We start from the raw sequence: 18,947 nt of genomic DNA on the forward strand, positions 1-18,947 counted from the left end.
TCTCGACAAGGGCAATGATTGCGGCGTGCAATCAATGGCCGGGCGAATGCCTGACTCAGCGTATCAGTTCCGCTTGAAGAGTCACATTATCCAGACGCAGCCGATCCGCCCGGGTGCTTGGTGAGTTCTTCAATTTTTCCCATGCTTCCCGCTATCATGCATCCGATGGCTCAAATTAAAAGGTGGCGGAATGGAATGTGTCGAGCTGAGTCCAAAGATTGAGCGCGAAGCCGACAAGCTTCTTGCTCAGATCGCCCAGGCAGATTCGATGATTGTTGCGGCGAAAGCTGGCGCACGCGCTGAGGGGTTCGTTCTTGGCCTGGAGTCGGCCCGCGCGTTGAGTGAGGCAACCATTGATCGGCTCTATATCATCTTCGATTCCGCGACTGAAGAGCGGCTGAGGGCACTTGCCGCAACTTAGAACAAACCGTCTTCCTCGGCTGGCTTGATCAAATCAGGCCCCTGATTACGCACGTTGCCTATTGCCCGATCTACCTTGAACCACTCAAACGCCTCCGTTGGCTCGCCCTGGTGCATCACCATTTGTTCGGCTCGCTCCTTGGGCGTGGCTGGGTCGAGCCACTCGCGGGCCAGTTCAGGCGATAGAGTGACGGGCCGGCGGTCGTGGATATCGACCATCCCACCAGCGCTGTCTGCGGTGATGATGACGAAGCCGTCGTGCTCGCTGGGCTCATGCTCGGCATTCGGGTATTGGCCGATCGCTGCGCACAATATCGGCGCCCGGTCCCGACGGCGTATCAGGTAGGGCTGTTTTTTCGGTCCGCCTTCGTCCACCCATTCAAACCAGTTGTTGATGGCGATGATTGCCCGGTACGGCCAGATCGCCCGAAAGAAGGTGCCGTGGGCGACTTTCTCTACCCTGGCATTGATCGGTGCTGCGCGGTCCTTGGCCCAATGCGGGCGCCATCCCCAGCGGACCATGTCGGCGTGCAGGTATTCGCCTTCCTGATGAAAGATAGCGAGCTGGGTTGTTGGGGCGGCGTTGTATCGCTCAAACGGCTGGTCGCCGGCGCTGTTTACCAGAGGGTTAGGCATGCTCAGCGCCGCGACAAAGTCGTGGATGCCATCGTATTGGGAAAGTCGTCCGCACATGCTCAGTTCCTCTGATTACCCGCTTGCAACTCACGAATGATCCTTTCTTTTTGATCCAGGACCAGTGTCAGGCTCCGGATCTGGAAAAGCTGGTCGGTGGTTTCCGCCTCCAGGTTCGCCATCCATGCCAGCTTCTTTTGGAGTTCGGTCAATAGCTGGTCGTTCATTTCAACCAAGGTGGAAATATTTTCCTTTGCCACCTGCAGTTGTCGCTTTAAGTCTTGGACGTCTTCCTCGAGCATGCTTGCGTAATGCTTGACGGTTTCCAGCCTGGTCGGGCTGCCGAGCCAGTCGCTGGTGTCTTCGATTTCGTAGGGGTCCACGGTCGCGCCTTACTAATACTGTTTGGATATACAGTAATCGAGGCGCGATAATTTCACCAGAATGAGGCGACGAGGCGCTTGTGAGAATGCGTGTTCGTGGCGGAATCGGATTAACTGGTGCCATCTTGATAAGCTCTGCGTAGCCACCAATGGATGCTTGAAATGCGCCGGATGCTTGATTTAGTCAGAATGGTCACTGAGGCCCACCCAAAAGACGAGTTTTTTGACACTCTTAATGAGAGTCTTCGCAATTCGTCGCAAGTTCGCGCGATTTATAAAGCCTACGAACGAGCGATTTCCTACCTCGACACAGAGTCTTGGGGGATGCTTTCCAAAAAAGCGTTAGAGCATTTTCGAAATCACCGCGAAGGCCAACGCAAGCAGGGCTTTTTCAATCAGCTCAATGAAGCATTTGCCTTTCAATTCTTGGTCCGCCAAGGTTACGAAGGCGTGTCAGTCCTGCCGGAAAATGGGGCTACAACGCCCGATTTAACCTACCTCGAAAACGGCATTCGCCGTTACTGCGAGGTGAAGACTATCGGTATTTCAAAGGATGAGTTGGTTCGACGCGCTGCTGAGGAATCCTTCGATTGCTCGATATACCAAGAATTGTCTAAAGGCTTTTTGAGCAAGCTTGACTATGACCTAAACCAGGCCCACCAGCAGATATCGAGCCAACATGGTCAAGGCCTTGTATTTGTGATCGCAAACTTCGACGATTTCACTTTGACCCATTACGACCGTTATCAGGAACAGATTTCCCAATTCTTGAGTAGCCATGAAGTTGAAGATGTGTTTGTCAAAATTGGACTCATTGGCGGCAGACGTATCTACAAGCAAGGTGGCCGGCTATGTGCACCTGGTTTCTGAGAGCCAAGCGCGAAACCCTGTGTTTGAGTGGATTTCTGAGGTCTAGGGCGCGAGTTTGGTTTATTCCGGGGTCATCAGCACCGCGAGCGTCAGCTTGATGAACTCCTCGTTCTTGTCGATGGTGTCCAAGGCGCCGCGGACGTTATCGGCGACGTCGGCCGCGCCGCGTTGCTCAACCCAATTCGAAAGCTCCATGATGGCGGCCTCCAGGGCGAGCTGGTTTTCATTGATCTTGAACAGCAGGGAAGGGAGAAGGTCTGAGTTGGGCATCGCGATTCCTCTATGGATGAGAGAAAGCGTAGTAGTCGCGGTTCGGTTCGGCTGGGTTATGTTCGATCGGCAGAACGCCGGGGAAGGGGGGCCAAAAAGGCGTGCGTGACTTTTGCGTGACTTTCTCACGCACCTTTAAGCACTTGTGGGCAGTCGATTGCAGCGAGCGCCAGTAAAAACGGCCATTACAAAGGGTCTTGCATGGGTCCTGCGTGCATGGGGTGCTAGGGGTCGAGTGTTCGAATCACTCCGTCCCGACCATTTATTCTTTAAGAAATCCAGTCACTTAGCGGTGACTGGATTTTTTTATGGCTGATCGTTTTCTCACGGAGCTGATTTTTGCCCCGTCTTTTACCCCACAGGGTCAATTGCATCAACACGGTTCACCTCATGGCCAATGGCAGTAGATGACAAGACTGCACAGAGCAGATTGCGTCACTTCGTAACTCGCAGCGTTCCACCTGGCGGTTGGCGAAAAGCTGTTTTTGGCTGATTGCGGGCTCTTGCGAAGGGCGGCGGTCGACTGTCACCAGAAACTGGCTGTTTTTTGCCCGCCGCGAAGTCTGCTGCGCGTGGCCACCTTGGTCGGTTACGACCGTCACCAGCCCTTAGGGCGTGACCTTTAAAGAAAACTGAACACGGCGATGGAGTAAAAAATTCAGAGATAAGTAGTATTGAAATAAATAATCCACTGATTTACTCTCGATCCCACGTTGCACGAGATCAACCGCTGTTAGCACCTAAAAAAACAAACAATCGGGAGCAAACATGAAAGCGAAAGTGATGTTGGGATTGTTCATGACCGCCGCCGTTGCACTGCCGGCCTGGTCAGCTGACTGGACGGTAGGGGCTAACGTTGGCAACGTGCCCTGGGAGTTTCAGGACGCCAAAGGGGAGTTCGTCGGCTTCGAGGTCGATGTTGTAAAAGAGGTGGCCAAGCGCGCCGGGAAAAGCGTCGAGTTCGTCAATATTCCATTCAATGGCCTGTTCAGTGCCGTGCAATCCAAGCGTGTCGAGATCGCTATCTCCTCCATCACCATCACCCCTAAACGCCTCGAGTCAGTTGCCTTCGCACAGCCTTATTTCGACAGCGATCAGTCCCTTACTGCGTTGACCACGTCCAAGGTCAAGAGCCTGGCTGATATGAGCAATAAGGTCGTTGGCGTCGATACCGGCTCAACCGGTGACATGTGGATTGGCCAACACAAGGACGAGTACAAGTTCGCCGACGTCTCGCGTTATGAGGGGCTGTCGCCGGCCATGCTTGATCTGGCTTCCGGGCGCATCGATGGCTACCTCAGCGACATTCCCGCGGTGCTCTACTACATCAAGGACAAGCCGCAATACACCATCGTCGCTCGCATTCCTACCGGTGAGCGCTACTCGCTGATGCACGCCAAAGGCTGGGCGATGAGCGATCAGGTCAACGATATCATCAGCAAGATGAAAGAAGACGGCACACTCGGAAAGATCCACAAAGAATGGTTTGGCACCGACGCGGCTAAAGACTCGAGCACTCTGCAAGTGACCGCTGTTCTCAAGTAAGCCTTGCTGCTGTTGCATGAAAGTGGCGACGCCCGTTCGCCACTTGTATTGACCGAGGTATCCCATGGATCTTTTGCAGACATTTTTTAATTGGAATGTGCTCATCGAGTCACTTCCTCTGATGATGCGTGGTCTGGGCGTCACCATTCTGCTTGGAGTGGTAAGTATTGCCCTGGGCCTGGTGGGTGGGCTGTTGCTGGCGCTGTTGAGGTTGTATTCCTACGCACCCGTTCGGGCGCTGGCACGTATCTACATCGATATCATGCGCTCCATTCCATTGCTGGTTTTGCTGGTACTGATCTATTACGCACTGCCTTTTGTGGGTATCCGGCTGTCGTCTTTTGCAGCTGCTGCCAGTGCGCTCTCGCTTGTGTCCTGCGCTTACAGCGCGGAGATTTTTCGGTCGGGTATCGAGGCGATTCCCCGTGGCCAGTTTGAAGCCTCGGCATCTCAAGGCATGAGTTTTTTCAACACCATGCGCGACGTCGTTTTACCCCAGGCCATACGCATCGTAATGCCGCCCATGACGAGCAATTGCATCAACGTCATGAAAGACACGGCGCTTGCCTCGGTGGTCGCAATGCCTGACTTGTTGAAGCAGGCCACCCAGGCGCAGGCGTTGGCTGCCAACCCGACACCGCTGGTAGGGGCTGCCTTGCTGTACCTGTTGCTGCTGTTGCCGTTGGTGCAAATGGTCAGCTGGGTTGAGCGTCGTAATGCCTCGGGAGGAAAAACCGCATGAGCACGTTGATCGACATCGAAAAGCTAGACAAGTACTACGGCAGCTTCAAAGCGTTGAGTGATATCAACCTGCAGGTTGAAGAAGGTGAAGTGGTAGTCATTCTTGGCCCGTCCGGCTCGGGGAAATCGACCTTGATCCGCTGCATCAATCTGCTTGAAGACTATCAGCAAGGCCATATCCGTGTGGCAGGCGAACGGGTCGAAAACGGCCCGCGACTCGCCGCCATTCGCAGCGAAGTCGGCATGGTGTTTCAAAGCTTCAACCTCTACCCGCACCTCAGTGTTCTCGACAATGTGTCGCTGGCGCCGATCCGGGTGCGGGGCTTGAGTCGGCGTGATGCCCATGCCCGGGCCAAGGAATTATTGGTCAAGGTCGGCATGGCCGATCATGCGCACAAATACCCCAGCCAACTGTCTGGCGGCCAACAACAGCGTGTGGCAATCGCCCGCACCATGGCCATGGAGCCTCGGGCGATTCTGTTCGATGAACCAACTTCCGCGCTGGACCCGGAAATGGTTGGCGAGGTGCTCGATGTCATGCAAAACCTCGCTCGCTCCGGTGTCACGATGGTCGTGGTCACTCATGAAATGGGCTTTGCCCGTCGGGTCGCCGATCGGGTCATTTTCATGGAAAGCGGACGCATTGTTGAGCAGAACATCCCTGAACCGTTTTTTACCGCACCTAAGGAAACACGCACACAAGCGTTCCTGCAGGCCATCCTGCATCACTGAATCCGGCTGGAGAAAGTAGAGTGAATCCTCTCGATATCGATTACGTTCGCAAGCAATTTCCAGGTCTGGCCGGTGGTTTTGCCTACATGGATAACGCCGGTGGTTCGATGGTGCTGAGCACCGTGGCGCAAAGGGTCAGCGATTACTTGCTTAACAACAGTGTGCAACTGGGCGCGTCCTACCAGGCTTCCGTCGACGCTGGCGAGCGAGTGATGCAGGCACGTCACTCGGTCATGCAATTGATCAACGCCGAGCATCCCGAAGAAGTAATCATGGGCGGCTCGACCACCCACCTGTTGCAAATCCTGTGTCGCGCCATCGCCCCGTCAATCGTCCCGGGCGATGAAATCATCGTCACCAATTGCGATCATGAAGCGAACATCGGTCCATGGGTCAAGTTGTGCGAAAGCCGTGGCGCGACCTTGCGCGTGTGGCAAGTCAATCCCGACACTTGTGAACTCGAACTGGATGACCTGCAGGTTCTGTTGAATGACAATACCCGCTATGTGGCGATGACCCACACCTCGAATATTCTTGGTTCAGTCAATCCGGTCGCCGAAGTGGCGCGGCGTGTCCATGCAGTGGGCGCCAGGTTGTGCGTGGACGCCGTCGCTTATGCGCCACACCGACTGGTGGATGTGCAGGCCAGCGGTGCCGATTTCTACGTCTACAGCTTCTATAAAACGTTCGGCCCGCACTTTGCCGTGCTCTGGGGGCGTCGTCATCTGTTGCTTGAATTGCCGAGCCTGAACCACTTTTTCATCGGCCAGGACGTGGTGCCTTACAAATTGCAGCCGGGCAACGTCAACTACGAGTTGTCATTCGGTTGCATCGGTATCACCGACTACCTGCTCGACATCAGCACCCGTCTTGGCGCCCAAGGCAGCGAGCGCAAGTGCATGCAGGCTGCGTTCGATGCCTTCGAGGTGCAGGAAGATTTGCTCGCCGAGCGCTTGCTGGCGTTTTTGCGCCAGCGCGAGGGCGTTCGCATCATTGGCAAGGCACATATCCGCAATCGGGTACCTACGATCAGTTTCGTGGTTGAGGGGGTTCAGTCGGAGGCCATTGTGCGCAGGGTGGATGAGCACCGGATCGGCATTCGCTTTGGTGACTTCTATGCGCGGCGGCTTATCGAAGCCCTCGGGCTTGACCGGTTCGGCGGGGTAGTGCGAGTGTCGTTGGCGCATTACAACACGCTGGAAGAAGTCGACCGTCTTATCACTGCGCTGGATCAAGCAATCGATGCGTTGCGTTGACAGGCCTACACCCTTCTAATTTGACGAGCCTTCATCATGGCCTTACCTGAAACCCTTGCAGAGCTGCGTGACTGTATAGCGGCACAGCACGAACACCTGACCGGTCGCTTGCGCGATGCTGCCCGATTCCTGATCGACAACCCGCATGAGATCGCACTCAGCACGGTAGCCGAACTGGGTAAACGTTCGAGTATCGCGCCTACCGCTTATATCCGGCTGGCTCAGGCCCTTGGCTTTGCAGGTTTCAAGGATTTGCAGCGGCTGTTCCGTGCACCGCTGCAACAGGCTGCCGACTCCCACAGCGAACGCAGTGAACGCATTCGACACTACGGCGGTGAGACGTTGCTGGAGGACCCGAGTGACGTCGGCGCGATTTTGCGCGAATTCAGTCAGGCCAATATCGTTTCCCTGGAACACCTGGCTGAAGGGGGGGAGCAGGCCAATATCGAAGCGGCCATCGCTCATCTGCAAGTGGCGCGAACCACCTTCGTTATCGGCATGCGTCGCGCCTTTCCGGTGGCGGCGTATCTGAGCTATGCATTGAGTCGTGTGGGCCGCAGAACCGTGCACATCAGCGGTGCTGGCGGCACCTTGCCTGAGCAGGTCAGCGCCATTGCCGATGATGATTTATTGATAGCTGTGAGCTTTCCGCCGTACGCCAATGACACCGTTGAGGCTTGTCGCCAGGCGCGCCAGGCAGGCGTGACGCTGGTGGCGATCACTGACAGCGTTCTGAGCCCCATCGGGCAGATGGCCGATACCGTGATTGAGGTTAACGACGCTGAACTGCTGGGCTTTCGTTCGCTTACCGCGTCGTTCTGTATTGCGCAATCCCTGGCCATGGGGCTGGCCTTTAGCGAGTGGCAATCGGATAGCACCTTCAGTCATGACCGACTGAAAGAGATCGACTGCTAAGTCGCTACCTTCGCTACGTACTTTTTAACCCGTCACTTCAGGAGACAATCCCGATGGTTTCACCTGCACGCGATTTAGTGGGTTACGGTAGAAAACGCCCGCAAGGCACCTGGCCGAATGGCGCACGATTGGCCATCAGCCTGGTGATCAACTACGAAGAAGGCTCCGAACGCTCGCTCGCCATGGGCGACCCGGACCAGGAGTCCATGACCGAATGGGGTAGCTATTCAATACCCGACGGCACACGTAATCTGGCGATGGAGTCCATGTATGAGTACGGCTCGCGCGTGGGTATCTGGCGAATTCTGGATATGCTCGATCAGCAATCGGTAAGGGCAACGTTTCATGCCTGCGCTGTGGCCTTTGAGCAGAATCCCGATGTTGCTCGCGCTGCAGTGGCCGGTGGTCACGAAATTTGCAGTCACGGGTATCGCTGGGAGGAAGTGTTTCGCCTGACTGAAGAGCAGGAACGTGAACACATGCGCTTGGCCATCGAGTCCTTCGTGCGCACCTGTGGCAAGCGTCCTGTTGGTTGGTATTGCCGCTATGGCGCCAGCGTCAACACCCGCCGCCTGGTCGCCGAGGAGGGCGGTTTCCTTTACGACTCCGATGCCTATAACGACGATGTTCCCTACTTCGTCGAGGTCGAGGGCAAGCGGCACCTCGTGGTGCCCTACACCGCCGATGTGAACGATTTCCGCTACTGGAATTCTCCGGGGCTTTCCCAGGCATCGGACTTTTTCGAGTACATGAAAGAAAGCTTTGAAGTCCTTTACGAGGAATCCGCTGAAGGGCCACGGATGATGTCGATCGGGCTGCACCCACGCATGGTAGGCCGTCCCGGGCGGGTCAGGGCGATCAAGCAATTCATCGAGTATGCCAGGCAATACGGTGGTGTCTGGTTTGCCACGCGAGAAGAGATCGCCCGTGCCTGGCTTGAGCGCGGTTGATTGCGTGGCAATCACGCTCGCTCAACCACAGTCATTTCAAGGCGGCCTGATATGCAATCTTTTGATACGGTGATTCGCAACGCCCGGGTGGTGACCGCCGCGGACACGTTTACCAGCGATATCGGTATTCGGGATGGGCGCATCGTCTCCCTTGGCCTGGACCTGCCGCCAGGTCACCAGGAAATCGACGCGGCAGGCCGGCATGTCACCCCCGGTGGCATCGACAGCCACGTGCACCTCGACCAGCCGACCGGCGACGGCTCGGTGATGGCCGACGACTTCTTCAGCGGCACGGTCTCGGCGGCCTGCGGTGGCACCACCACCGTCATCCCGTTCGCCTGTCAGCAGAAGGGCGAAAGCTTGCGCTCTGCCGTCGATGACTACCATCGTCGGGCGGGGAACAAGCCGGTGATCGATTATGCCTTTCACCTGATCGTCACCGATCCCACGCCGAAGGTGCTGCGTGAAGAACTGCCGGCCTTGATTGCTGAAGGCTATACATCGTTCAAGATCTACATGACCTACGATGCGCTGAAGCTGGGCGACCGGGAGATTCTCGAGACGTTGTCGGTCGCGCGCCGCGAGGGCGCCATGGTGATGCTCCACGCCGAGAACAGCGATTGCATCGCCTGGCTGACCGAGCGGCTGCTGGCGGCCGGGCTGACTGCGCCACGCTACCACGCCGCGTCGCGGCCGATGCTGGTGGAGCGCGAAGCGACCCATCGCGCCATCGCCCTTGCCGAGCTGGTGGATGTGCCGATCCTGATCGTGCATGTGTCGGGTCGCGAGGCCGTTGAGCAGATTCGCTGGGCCCAGAGTCAGGGGTTGAAGGTGTACGCCGAAACCTGCCCGCAGTACCTGTTCCTGACCGCCGCCTCGCTGGGGTGTGACGACAGCTTCGAAGGTGCCAAGTGCGTCTGCAGCCCGCCGCCGCGCGATGCCGCCAACCAGCAGGTGATCTGGGATGGCCTGGAGAACGGTTCTTTCGAGATTTTCTCGTCAGACCACGCACCCTTTCGCTTCGATGGCCCTGATGGCAAGAAGGCTCACGGTGAAGAAGTGTCGTTCGACCAGATCGCCAACGGCATTCCCGGTGTCGAAACCCGCATGGCATTGCTCTGGTCCGAAGGCGTGCGTTGCGGGCGCATTACCCCGCAAAGCTTTGTTGCGCTGACCTCCACTAATGCCGCCAAGATGTATGGGTTGTACCCGCGCAAGGGCAGCATCGCTATTGGTGCCGATGCCGACCTGGTGATCTGGAACGAAGGAAAGCCGGTGCACCTGTGCAACGAAATGCTGCACCACAACGTCGATTACACGCCTTACGCCGGCATGACGCTGAGCGCCTGGCCGGCCATGACCCTGTCTCGCGGTGAGGTGGTCTGGGACGGCGAGCCGCGCGGTGAGGCGGGGCGGGGCCGGTTTCTGCCGTGCGAGCGCCCGGCGCCGGCGCAACTGCGCCGACGCAAGACTGAGTTGCCATTGTGAGTGCGGTCGCGCAGGTCGCCGCCGCCCTGATTCGTGGTTGGCGTGAGGGGCGCCAGCAACCGTTGCCAACCATGGAACTGGCTAACGAAGCCCAAGCCTATGCCGTGCAGCATCAGGTCGCGAATGCCCTCGGCTGGTTCGCCGACGGGCCGCCAGCGGCCTGGAAACTGGGCGGCGCACCGGGAGGGCTGATCAGCGCCGCCGGGGTACCGGCAATGGCGATACACCCCTGCGGTTGGCAGGTTCCGCCGGGCGATGCCTTTGGTTTCGGGATCGAGGGAGAGCTGATCGTGCGCCTGTCGCGCGACCTCGACCAGCACACGGATCTGGCCATGGCCCGTGCGGCGGTCGATGTCTGGATGCCGGGCATCGAACTGTGTGGTACGCGCTGGCTGCAGGGCGCTCAGGCCGCGCCACTGCTTCGGCTGGCCGACCAGCAACTCAACCGCGCGCTGGTACTCGGTGCACCGCAAACGCTGGGGAAAATGCCGGATTGGTCAAGACAACAGGCGGTGTTGGTGGTAGACGGAAAGCCTGAGTTTGTCGGCGTTGGCAGCCATCCATTCGGTGAGCCGCTGAGTTCGCTGCCGTGGTTGGCGCGTCACGCTGCGGCACTGGGCAACCCTTTGCGAGCCGGTGACCTGGTGGCTTGTGGTAGCTGGACCGGTATCTACTGGGCATCGGCCGGGATGCAAGTGGAAGTCGAGTTTGCCGGAATAGGGCGGGTTGTCTTGTCGACTTGATTTTAAAGGTCGCTTTTGGCCCCTTTTGGCCGACAGCTGCGACCCTGCACGGGGCTATCCCGGCCACCTAAGGGCCTGGCTTGGCTGGAACTGGGCTTGCCGAAGTCGGGCGGCTTTGACCCCGTTCCAGTTTTAAAACCTAAGTTCGATTGCTGACCTCTGCCAAGTTCTTATGAGACAGAGCCATCTTGATGATTTTTTTTCATTGAATGCCCTATGTCGCGCATGGCGGTCGGCATTGAGTTGAGAGGGGGGAAGTTAACCGTTCGTCAGTGCTTACGCACGATCAGCCAATTGGCAAGTCGATGAAGTAGCCCAAAAAAAGAAAGGTTCCTTATGCGACCGCTAATCCTCGATTTGCCGAATGGGCGTGAGCTCGCAAATGAACTTGATCTTGCTATTGAGCAGATGATGGCCATCTCGGTCGAGCTAATTGGTGGCGCAGAGTGGCTCGCGGCCTCCACCAGGCAGCAGCAAGCCTTCCAAAAATGGCGAGAGTATCTTCAGCTCATGGCTGATGGGCGAGTGCATGTCGACTCATTAAAAGTTGCCTGAATTTATGGCTCCTTGTAGTTGAGCCATGAAGTACTCCTTAGTTTTCCAGCAGCCTGACGTCGTTTTCCTTGAGGCTTTCATCTGCGCCTCGATCTTGCGATGCACATAGCGCGGTTGTTTCGCCTGCGAACGCTATTCGAGGTGTATACAGAGAGTAGGGCACGATGTTTTTCGTGGATGTTTGTCTTTCTCGCCCTGGTGAGACCATGACTCAGGCAGTACTCCACCCTTTAAGGGCCTTCGCATCAGCATTCGATAGTGCGTGACGCTCGAGGAAATAAGTTATGACATTCAACGACGAGTTCAGACTTGCTACGTACAAGCTGCTGCTTGAGTTGGATGCTTCAACTACAAGCATGATGCTGCTGGTCTCTTCACGAGACACGGCGGGGATCGATTGGGATCTGGCCGTTCAGAGGCATCGCGATGCTTTTGAGGTCTGGAACTCTTTCCTCAATCAGCCAGTCCCCAAGGCGTACATTTGAACGCAAGGCATAGCCTAAAATGAACGACAGACGCCGTGAAGATCAGGTGTTGAGTTCAGCTACATTTGAGCAATCAGCCAAACAGGTGAAGCTCATGACTTGCTTGATTTGCAACGGGCCTGCAACGGCAATTGATGCTGATGAGGATTATCTGGAGAGGGCCTGTCCGAAGTGCGGGCATTATCGAATCACCGGTGCGGCGCTTGTGCTGATAAAAGCCCACGGCTGGCACTTTGACGTGGAGCTGGCCCGGAAGTGGATCGCGGATCATCAGGGATCTGGCATGATTCCAATCATCGATTCGCACCAGGCACCCCGCTTGATCGACGTTTAGATTCACTTCATGTTGCTTTTGCGACAGTCTGGCGAAAGACGGGAAGGGCACCAGCCTGCTCGCGCACAGCCGTCCTGACCGCTGTGGCGTAACTCCAGAGGTTGCTGCCGTCGAACCGCTAAGGGCCGAGATAGCCGGGACGCAGCGGTTCGCCGATGCAGCTGTAATTTTGGAGTTCTTACTGCCCGGGCTTGGCTGGCGGCTGTCCCTGCATGTAGTTCTGATGCCACATCATGTGATCCATCATCATTTGTTGCATCCCGGTGTACCTTTCCATCATGTACTGGCGTTGACTCTTTTGCTCCGGGGTCAGGTTCGAGTAGTCGTGCCAGCCCATCGTGTGGTCAGCACCCATCATGTGGTCGCCACCCATCATGTGTTCTTTGCCCATCATGCCACCACCTGCGCTTCCCATCATTCCCGGCCCCCACATGCCATTCATCATGCTCATCCCGTGTTGCATCGTTTTCCAATGCTCCTGAAGGAGCTTCTGCCGTTGCTGGGGATCCTGGGTTTGCTGGATTTTCTCCATCTGTGCCTGCATCTTCTTGAAGGTGTCTTGCGCCTGAGCCATCTGTTTATCGAACTCGGCAACATTCGGCGTCTGCTTCTGCGTCTGGGTCGGTTGAGATGGCTCGGCTGCCAGGGCCCAAGCGGGGGTTAGGGATGCGACGAAGAAAAGCACGGCCAATTTGCTATTTTTCATGTCTGGCTGCCTTGGGTGGGGGTGAGCTGAACCCGATTCTGAGTTAACCGTTTGCGGAATGTGCGTTAGCCCGTATTCGCCAACATCACGGATTTCAGCATGACGATCGCCTGTGACCCCTCACTAGTTAACAGGCCTGTCAAAAACAACCTTGATATTTATCAGATACCGAAGGGGTTCTTTGGCAAACGCATCTTCCCGCCAGCCAACGCTGCAGCAGTGCCCGCGTCATCGACCTTTCATGGGCAACCAACCGATCAATGGCTGCGTCGGGACTCCAGCGCAGTGAACAACAGCATTCCCGCCAGCATGGCTAACATGAATACGATGGCTTGCCAGTGCCCGGTCAACAGTATGACTACAGCAGGACCTGGACAGATCCCGGCTATTCCCCAACCAATGCCGAATAACAGGCTGCCGCCAACCAGGCGCGGGTCCAGTTCACGCTTGACCGGTAGCTGCATTGGCCGTCCCAGCAGCGAGCTGGATTGTCGGCGTGCCCAGGTCAGGGGGCCAATGGCGACACCAATCGCGCCAACCATGACCAGCGCCAGGGAAGGATCCCAGGCACCGGTCAGATCCAGGAACGCCAATACTTTTCCCGGGTTGGCCATGCCTGCCAACAGAAGGCCGAAGCCGAACAGCAAGCCGGCAATGAATGCGCTCAGTTTGATCATGATCAGCCCCCCAGCAGATGACGCAAGACATACACCGTGGCGAAACCACTGAACATGAAGCACGCGGTGGCAACCATCGATCGCCGCGACAAGCGCGATATGCCGCACACCCCATGGCCACTGGTGCAACCGGAACCGTACCGTGTGCCGATGCCCACCAATGCACCGGCAACCACCAGTCCGAACCCGCCACTGTGGAACTCAATTCGCGGCAGCGTGGCGAACAAGCCCCATAGCAGCGGCGCGATGAGCAGGCCCAGGAGAAACAGTGCTTTCTCACTCACCCCCTCGCTTCTACGCTGTAAAAGACTGCCGATCAGACCGCTTATGCCTGCAATACGCCCGTTGGCGACCACGAACAGACTGGCCGCCAAGCCGATCAAGGCGCCGCCTGCGAGGGATGACCAGGGGGTGAAGTTGAGCCAGTCGATAGTCATGAAGTTTCTCCGGCGCAAAACGTAGACAGAAGCGAAGGGTGCTAAGTGTTAATGTTTGGATCGATCTCGCATTTTCGTACTGATCAATAAACGAACTCAACTCGGTCGGTCGGAACAGGGCTGATCAGCGCAATCTAGTTGACGACTTATCGCGTTACCCAAGGATTTATGCAAGGAGGCATGATAATGACATCCATAAATTTCCATTTCATCGATGCGCGCGGCGCGCTTATCGATCACCGTGATTGGCTTCACACCCGCCTGTTAGCAACCTACGCAAAGGCAAGTGCGTTGATGCCGTTGCGCCCACTTGATGTGATCGTGAAAGCTGGCACTCATGTCATTCCAGAAAAGGGGCATCTGGGATATGCGCCGGAACCAGGCCTTATTTTTTTGACCGTAGATCCTGCAAGTGACATTTTCAGAGCCAACCAAGAAGCGTCGCTCGAACGAATGTTTGCACATGAGCTACACCATGCCGCCCGATGGGATGGGCCAGGTTATGGATCGTCTTTAGGTGAAGCGCTTGTTTCGGAGGGGCTGGCAGGCGCTTTTGCGCAGGAAGTCTGTGGTGGTTTACCTGAACCATGGGAGCGCCTCGATGTGTCTGACATTCGACGCCATGTCGCAATGGCGGCAAGCTACTGGAGTCGCAAGGATTATGGCCACGACGCGTGGTTCTTCGGTGCATCTGACCTCCCAAGATGGTTGGGCTATTCCCTTGGATTTCATCTCGTCAAACGATTCCTGCTGGAGCATGAGGGCAGTACATCTTCCAGTCTCGTGGAGATGGAGGCCGAAGCGTTTCGTGGAGTGCTCGCAGTTATCTAAAACGTTCGGGCTTAGGTCATCAATCGATCTTCGAACTGTGGACACGCCTCGTATTGTGCATCTAACCAGGCGTTCAAGCCGACGCCCTGGCTCTGCGCACCTGGCTTCATGGCATTACGCACAGACGTTGAATCGTCATGCAGGGCGATCGGGATATTTCGTCTGATTATCGGGTAGACCATCGTGCGCCTCTTGGCCATTGCGAGCGCTGGTGTGCTGATGTCCACAGCAATTGGCATGTTCATTACTCTCACCGTGTTTATGTCCGCCATGCCCACGATGCATGAAAAAATGCATCAGTGGACAGGCCAGTAACAGTAGGAATGGCAGATAGGGAAGGACGTGAGCCCTGTGCTCGGCAAACAGGAAATAGCCGGCGATGGCCAGGAAGCCTAAAAAGTACCAGTGGGTGCCCCTTGCGCGGTGCTGGGGCAAGTTATGTTGATTCATGATGGCACTCCTTGCAGGGAACGGGAGAGAGGGTCATGACGCAAGGCCACTTCCAATTTTGCTGAAGCGCTATCGTAGGTGTGAGCATAGCGAGCCAGAGCATCGGTTTACGTGTCAAATGCGTCGGAAATTCAGGGTGGTGAGTCGCATAAAGTATCAAGGCAGATTCTTCCTTTTCAGTTGCCGATTGACCCCGGCCATGTCCTTGTCGAATTGGCGGACACCTCGGAAAAGTTGCACCCCGACCACGACCGGGCACAGCAGGAAAATCGCTGCTATGACAAACGATTTTCCGGTCAACCCCAGCAGGTAAAGCACGGTGGCGATGCCCACAACACTCACCAGGAGGCAGATAATCAGAACTTCGCGATTCATTATGTAACCTCCTGACTCAAGCCAATACGGGCACGTTTCAGCAGCGCGGAGTTGGCGATTACCGACAAGGAACTGAGCGCCATAGCGGCGGCAGCGATGATGGGATTAAGCAGGCCAAAGGCCGCAATTGGAATGCCGATACTGTTGTAGATGAATGCCCAGAACAGGTTCTGTTTAATCTTGACCATGGTTGCGCGCGACAGCTTGATCGCGGTGACCACGTCGCGTACATCGTTCTTGAGCAGGATGATGCCGCCAGTTTCCTTGGCGACATCGGAACCCGAGCCGATGGCGATGCCGATGTCAGCGGTGGCCAGGGCAGGTGCATCGTTGACACCGTCGCCAACCATGGCCACGACCTGCCCTTCGCTTTGCAATTGACGGATCATTGCGGCCTTGTCGTCGGGCAAGACCTCGGCAATCACTCGCTCGATGCCGACCTGCCGCGCGACCGCTTCGGCAGTCCGGTGGTTGTCGCCGCTCAGTAGCACGACCTTGATGGCGCTGGCCTGCAATGCCGCAACGGCTTCAGGCGCTTCAGGTTTTATGGTATCGGCCACAGCAATTACCCCGAGCAAGCGGTCGTCGACCCCGACCAGCATCGCGGTCTTGCCATCGGCTTCCAGGCCGATGAGGTGCTCCTCGGCAGCCTCGGTCGAAATACCTTGGCGGGCGAACAAACGTCGGTTGCCCAGCCAGATTTTGCGACTGTCGATACTGCCTTCGATGCCGTGACCGGCGATCCCACTGATGCCGGTCGCCTTCGGCAGGCTGATGCCGCGATGCCGTGCGGCGCGCACTATCGCTGCGCCGAGCGGATGTTCTGAACCGGACTCCACGGCGGCGGCGAGCATCAAGACCTCGTTTTCCATCGCGGTACCAAGCGGGATCACATCGGTTACGTTGGGTTCTCCTCGGGTAATGGTGCCGGTTTTGTCGAACACTACCGTACTCAGTTTTTCAGCCCGCTCTAATACTTCACCGCCACGGATAAGGATGCCGTTATCGGCGCCCTTGCCAACACCGACCATTAACGCGGCGGGCGTCGCCACGCCCAATGCGCAGGGGCAGGAAATGATCAGGACCGCGATAAAGGCCAATAACCCCTGCGGGAAATTCCCCACAAGAGACCAGCCGACAAGGGCCAACAACGCGACCGCCACCACTGCTGGCACAAAGTAGCCGGTAACCTGGTCAGCCAACCGCTGGATCTGTGCCGTACTGGTCTGCGCCTCCTCGACCATCTTGATAATCTGCGCCAGTGCGGTGTCGGCACCTATCCTGCTCGCCTTGAAAGTGAGCACGCCACTGCCATTGAGCGTACCTCCGATTACCGGGCTGCCCGGGTGTTTGTCGACCGGCATCGACTCGCCGGTCAGCATGGACTCATCGACCGTTGACTGACCCTCACTGACATCGCCATCGGTGGGGATCTTCTCGCCAGGCTTGACCACCAGAAACTCGCCGACCATGACGTTTTCAGCGGGCAAGTCGACCTCCCGTCCATCACGAATCACGTGCGCAATCGCAGGCTTGAGATCAAGTAGGCGTCGTACTGCGGCTGAGGATTGTGTCTTGATGATCTCCTCCATGTACCTGCCCAGCAGCACGAAGGCGATGATGACCGCCGACACCTCGAAATAGACGTCACGTTCGGACACCTTGACCGGCAGGACGTCCGGAAAGAACAACACCGCGACACTGTAGAAATAGGCGACCGACGTGCCGAGGGCGATCAGAAAATCCATGTTGATGTTTAGGGTGCGAATGGCGTTCCACGCCCCCTTATAGAAACCCCAGCCACCGATGAACTGCACCGGTGTTACCAGCAGGAATAGCCATATACCCCATGTGAACCAGGGGAGTGACGGAATCGGCGCCCAAGTCAGCAGTGTGGCACCAGCGGCGAGTGCAATGAAGGCGCCTGCACGCAGCAGTGCCAAGGCCAGTACCCCGGTCAGGGCGATAGTCACGCGGGTTTTCATCGCCTTCAGTTCATTTTCCGGCGACTCGAAGGTGCGCAGGCAGGTATCGCTGCAAAAGTAATAGCTGCGCCCGCCACGTTCTCGTGACAACGCGGTGGTCTTGTCCACCATCATCCCGCAGATCGGATCTTTTGCCATTTTTCCTGATGCCAGCGCCTGTTGGTGCTGCATGTGTGATTGGTTCATCACGGCCTCCTGATTCGAAGCGCCTATCAAGGCCTGCCATGGAACTTGGCGGACAACCACGCAAACAAGGTGCCGACCATCGCTCCCCATACACTCAAGACCAGCAGCGGCCCGACGAAAGTCGCCACACCGTAGTCTTGCGGAGCTTGCAGGCGACCGAAGTCGAGTCCATGGAACAAGGCGTTGAGAAAGGCGATTCCCTGCACCGGCCATAGCGCATAGAGCAGCGCACAGATGCTGTAGGAAATGGCCATGGTCAGGGCCAAGGAAATGCCGGTTTTCCAGGGGGCGTTCATGGCTGTTTTCCTGAGTTCGGAGGGGCGCCAGTAGGGGAGGGACTGCGGCGGGCTGACCAAGGCAGGAATGCCTGTGTCCGTTCACGGTAAGTGCGGTAGGCATCGCCGAATCGTGCAAGCATCTCCTGTTCTTCCCGCTTCGCCAGCTTGATGTAGACCAGTAGGAGAATTGGGAACATTACCAAGGTGATCAACGTGGGCCATTGCAACAAAAAGCCAAACATGATCAGCACGAAACCGACGTACTGCGGGTGACGGATCCGCGCATAGGGCCCGTCGACCGCTAGCTGTCCAGTACCTTGGGCCTCGTAGAGCACACGCCAGGCGGCTGCCAATAACCAGAAGCCGCCAGCGATCAGCAGGTTGCTGAAAATGTGGAATGGCCCCCAATGCGGATTGACCTTCCAGCCCATCAGTGTTTCGAGCAGATGCCCAGCGTCGTGCGAGAGTAAGTCGATGCCAGGGAAGTTACGTGCGAGCCAGGGCATCAACAGGTAGATAGTCAGCGGGAAACCGTACATTTCGGTAAACAGTGCCACCAGGAACGCCGAGAACATGCCAAAGGAGCGCCAATCGCGGCGCGTCTTGGGCCGGGTGAAGCTGAAGGCGAACAAGATAAACACTAATGAGTTGATAATGACCAGCGACCAGAGACCGTAGGCCGATTCAGTATGGCTCATGGTT

General features: G+C 56.9%; 25 protein-coding genes. 14 read left to right on the top strand and 11 right to left on the bottom strand.

Annotated features, from left to right (window positions below):
* Positions 1-190 precede the first annotated feature (190 nt).
* On the top strand, positions 191-421 hold the full coding sequence (locus tag QLG10_RS03315; RefSeq protein WP_282485516.1) for a hypothetical protein: 231 nt from the start codon (positions 191-193) through the stop codon (positions 419-421).
* Here QLG10_RS03315 and QLG10_RS03320 read toward each other — a convergent pair.
* Positions 418-1,113, bottom strand: a complete 696-nt coding sequence (locus tag QLG10_RS03320) for an SOS response-associated peptidase family protein (RefSeq protein ID WP_282485517.1) — start codon at positions 1,111-1,113, stop codon at positions 418-420. The genes QLG10_RS03315 and QLG10_RS03320 overlap by 4 nt on opposite strands.
* A gap of 2 nt (positions 1,114-1,115) precedes the next feature.
* Entirely contained in the window at positions 1,116-1,436 is a 321-nt protein-coding gene (locus tag QLG10_RS03325; RefSeq protein ID WP_282485518.1) for a hypothetical protein, read from the bottom strand.
* A gap of 162 nt (positions 1,437-1,598) precedes the next feature.
* Here QLG10_RS03325 and QLG10_RS03330 point away from each other — a divergent pair, with 162 nt between their 5' ends.
* Complete coding sequence (locus QLG10_RS03330; RefSeq protein WP_282485519.1) at positions 1,599-2,306, top strand: hypothetical protein; 708 nt, start codon at positions 1,599-1,601, stop codon at positions 2,304-2,306.
* Positions 2,307-2,366: 60 nt separating this feature from the next.
* Here QLG10_RS03330 and QLG10_RS03335 read toward each other — a convergent pair whose 3' ends face one another.
* A complete protein-coding gene (locus tag QLG10_RS03335; protein WP_282485520.1) occupies positions 2,367-2,576 on the bottom strand; it encodes a hypothetical protein in 210 nt (69 codons plus the stop codon).
* A 768-nt stretch (positions 2,577-3,344) separates the two neighbouring features.
* Between QLG10_RS03335 and QLG10_RS03340 the strand changes: the two genes are divergently transcribed.
* The 11 genes from QLG10_RS03340 to QLG10_RS03390 all read left to right on the top strand — a co-directional run bounded on the left by QLG10_RS03340 (position 3,345) and on the right by QLG10_RS03390 (position 12,320).
* Complete coding sequence (locus tag QLG10_RS03340; RefSeq protein WP_282485521.1) at positions 3,345-4,121, top strand: transporter substrate-binding domain-containing protein; 777 nt, start codon at positions 3,345-3,347, stop codon at positions 4,119-4,121.
* A gap of 64 nt (positions 4,122-4,185) precedes the next feature.
* Positions 4,186-4,863: an amino acid ABC transporter permease gene (locus QLG10_RS03345; RefSeq protein WP_020799005.1), complete on the top strand. Its 678-nt coding sequence runs from the start codon at positions 4,186-4,188 to the stop codon at positions 4,861-4,863.
* A complete protein-coding gene (locus tag QLG10_RS03350) occupies positions 4,860-5,594 on the top strand; it encodes an amino acid ABC transporter ATP-binding protein (RefSeq protein WP_020799004.1) in 735 nt (244 codons plus the stop codon). Before QLG10_RS03345 ends, QLG10_RS03350 begins: the two co-directional genes overlap by 4 nt.
* A 20-nt stretch (positions 5,595-5,614) precedes the next feature.
* Positions 5,615-6,850: a cysteine desulfurase-like protein gene (locus tag QLG10_RS03355; RefSeq protein ID WP_110753860.1), complete on the top strand. Its 1,236-nt coding sequence runs from the start codon at positions 5,615-5,617 to the stop codon at positions 6,848-6,850.
* A gap of 36 nt (positions 6,851-6,886) precedes the next feature.
* Entirely contained in the window at positions 6,887-7,765 is an 879-nt protein-coding gene (locus tag QLG10_RS03360; RefSeq protein ID WP_110753858.1) for a MurR/RpiR family transcriptional regulator, read from the top strand.
* Between the two features lie 53 nt (positions 7,766-7,818).
* Complete coding sequence (locus tag QLG10_RS03365) at positions 7,819-8,715, top strand: allantoinase PuuE (RefSeq protein WP_188263572.1); 897 nt, start codon at positions 7,819-7,821, stop codon at positions 8,713-8,715.
* Positions 8,716-8,766: 51 nt separating this feature from the next.
* Positions 8,767-10,203, top strand: coding sequence for a dihydropyrimidinase (gene hydA, locus QLG10_RS03370; protein ID WP_188263571.1), 1,437 nt, complete (start codon positions 8,767-8,769; stop codon positions 10,201-10,203).
* Positions 10,200-10,946, top strand: coding sequence for a fumarylacetoacetate hydrolase family protein (locus QLG10_RS03375; RefSeq protein WP_282485522.1), 747 nt, complete (start codon positions 10,200-10,202; stop codon positions 10,944-10,946). Before hydA ends, QLG10_RS03375 begins: the two co-directional genes overlap by 4 nt.
* A gap of 336 nt (positions 10,947-11,282) precedes the next feature.
* The gene (locus QLG10_RS03380) at positions 11,283-11,501 is read left to right on the top strand and encodes a hypothetical protein (protein ID WP_110753852.1); all 219 of its coding nucleotides are present in this window, start codon (positions 11,283-11,285) and stop codon (positions 11,499-11,501) included.
* Positions 11,502-11,785: 284 nt separating this feature from the next.
* Positions 11,786-11,986: a hypothetical protein gene (locus QLG10_RS03385; RefSeq protein WP_110753849.1), complete on the top strand. Its 201-nt coding sequence runs from the start codon at positions 11,786-11,788 to the stop codon at positions 11,984-11,986.
* A 19-nt stretch (positions 11,987-12,005) separates the two neighbouring features.
* Positions 12,006-12,320, top strand: coding sequence for a hypothetical protein (locus tag QLG10_RS03390; protein ID WP_223193986.1), 315 nt, complete (start codon positions 12,006-12,008; stop codon positions 12,318-12,320).
* Positions 12,321-12,498: 178 nt separating this feature from the next.
* Here the strand turns inward: QLG10_RS03390 and QLG10_RS03395 are convergent, their stop codons facing one another.
* The 3 genes from QLG10_RS03395 to QLG10_RS03405 all read right to left on the bottom strand — a co-directional run bounded on the left by QLG10_RS03395 (position 12,499) and on the right by QLG10_RS03405 (position 14,140).
* On the bottom strand, positions 12,499-13,026 hold the full coding sequence (locus tag QLG10_RS03395; RefSeq protein ID WP_282485523.1) for a hypothetical protein: 528 nt from the start codon (positions 13,024-13,026) through the stop codon (positions 12,499-12,501).
* A gap of 257 nt (positions 13,027-13,283) precedes the next feature.
* On the bottom strand, positions 13,284-13,703 hold the full coding sequence (locus QLG10_RS03400) for a DUF6691 family protein (protein ID WP_188263569.1): 420 nt from the start codon (positions 13,701-13,703) through the stop codon (positions 13,284-13,286).
* Between the two features lie 2 nt (positions 13,704-13,705).
* Entirely contained in the window at positions 13,706-14,140 is a 435-nt protein-coding gene (locus tag QLG10_RS03405; RefSeq protein WP_188263568.1) for a YeeE/YedE family protein, read from the bottom strand.
* A 186-nt stretch (positions 14,141-14,326) separates the two neighbouring features.
* Here QLG10_RS03405 and QLG10_RS03410 point away from each other — a divergent pair, with 186 nt between their 5' ends.
* Entirely contained in the window at positions 14,327-14,971 is a 645-nt protein-coding gene (locus QLG10_RS03410; RefSeq protein ID WP_282485524.1) for a DUF2268 domain-containing putative Zn-dependent protease, read from the top strand.
* A 135-nt stretch (positions 14,972-15,106) separates the two neighbouring features.
* Here the strand turns inward: QLG10_RS03410 and QLG10_RS03415 are convergent, their stop codons facing one another.
* The 5 genes from QLG10_RS03415 to QLG10_RS03435 form a co-directional block, all read right to left on the bottom strand.
* Positions 15,107-15,421 (bottom strand): DUF2933 domain-containing protein, encoded by a 315-nt coding sequence (locus QLG10_RS03415; protein ID WP_080725277.1) that lies wholly within the window; start codon positions 15,419-15,421, stop codon positions 15,107-15,109.
* A gap of 156 nt (positions 15,422-15,577) precedes the next feature.
* Positions 15,578-15,796 carry a hypothetical protein gene (locus tag QLG10_RS03420; protein ID WP_033039556.1) on the bottom strand — a complete coding sequence of 73 codons (219 nt, stop codon included), beginning with the start codon at positions 15,794-15,796 and terminating at the stop codon, positions 15,578-15,580.
* Entirely contained in the window at positions 15,796-17,967 is a 2,172-nt protein-coding gene (locus tag QLG10_RS03425; protein ID WP_282485623.1) for a heavy metal translocating P-type ATPase, read from the bottom strand. The genes QLG10_RS03420 and QLG10_RS03425 overlap by 1 nt, the downstream gene beginning before the upstream one ends.
* A 26-nt stretch (positions 17,968-17,993) precedes the next feature.
* Complete coding sequence (locus QLG10_RS03430; protein WP_110753836.1) at positions 17,994-18,263, bottom strand: DUF5676 family membrane protein; 270 nt, start codon at positions 18,261-18,263, stop codon at positions 17,994-17,996.
* Positions 18,260-18,943 (bottom strand): isoprenylcysteine carboxylmethyltransferase family protein, encoded by a 684-nt coding sequence (locus QLG10_RS03435; protein ID WP_282485525.1) that lies wholly within the window; start codon positions 18,941-18,943, stop codon positions 18,260-18,262. The genes QLG10_RS03430 and QLG10_RS03435 overlap by 4 nt, the downstream gene beginning before the upstream one ends.
* Positions 18,944-18,947: the final 4 nt, after the last annotated feature.

The organism is Pseudomonas sp. V98_8, from assembly GCF_029967975.1.
Taxonomy (GTDB): Bacteria; Pseudomonadota; Gammaproteobacteria; order Pseudomonadales; family Pseudomonadaceae; genus Aquipseudomonas; species Aquipseudomonas umsongensis.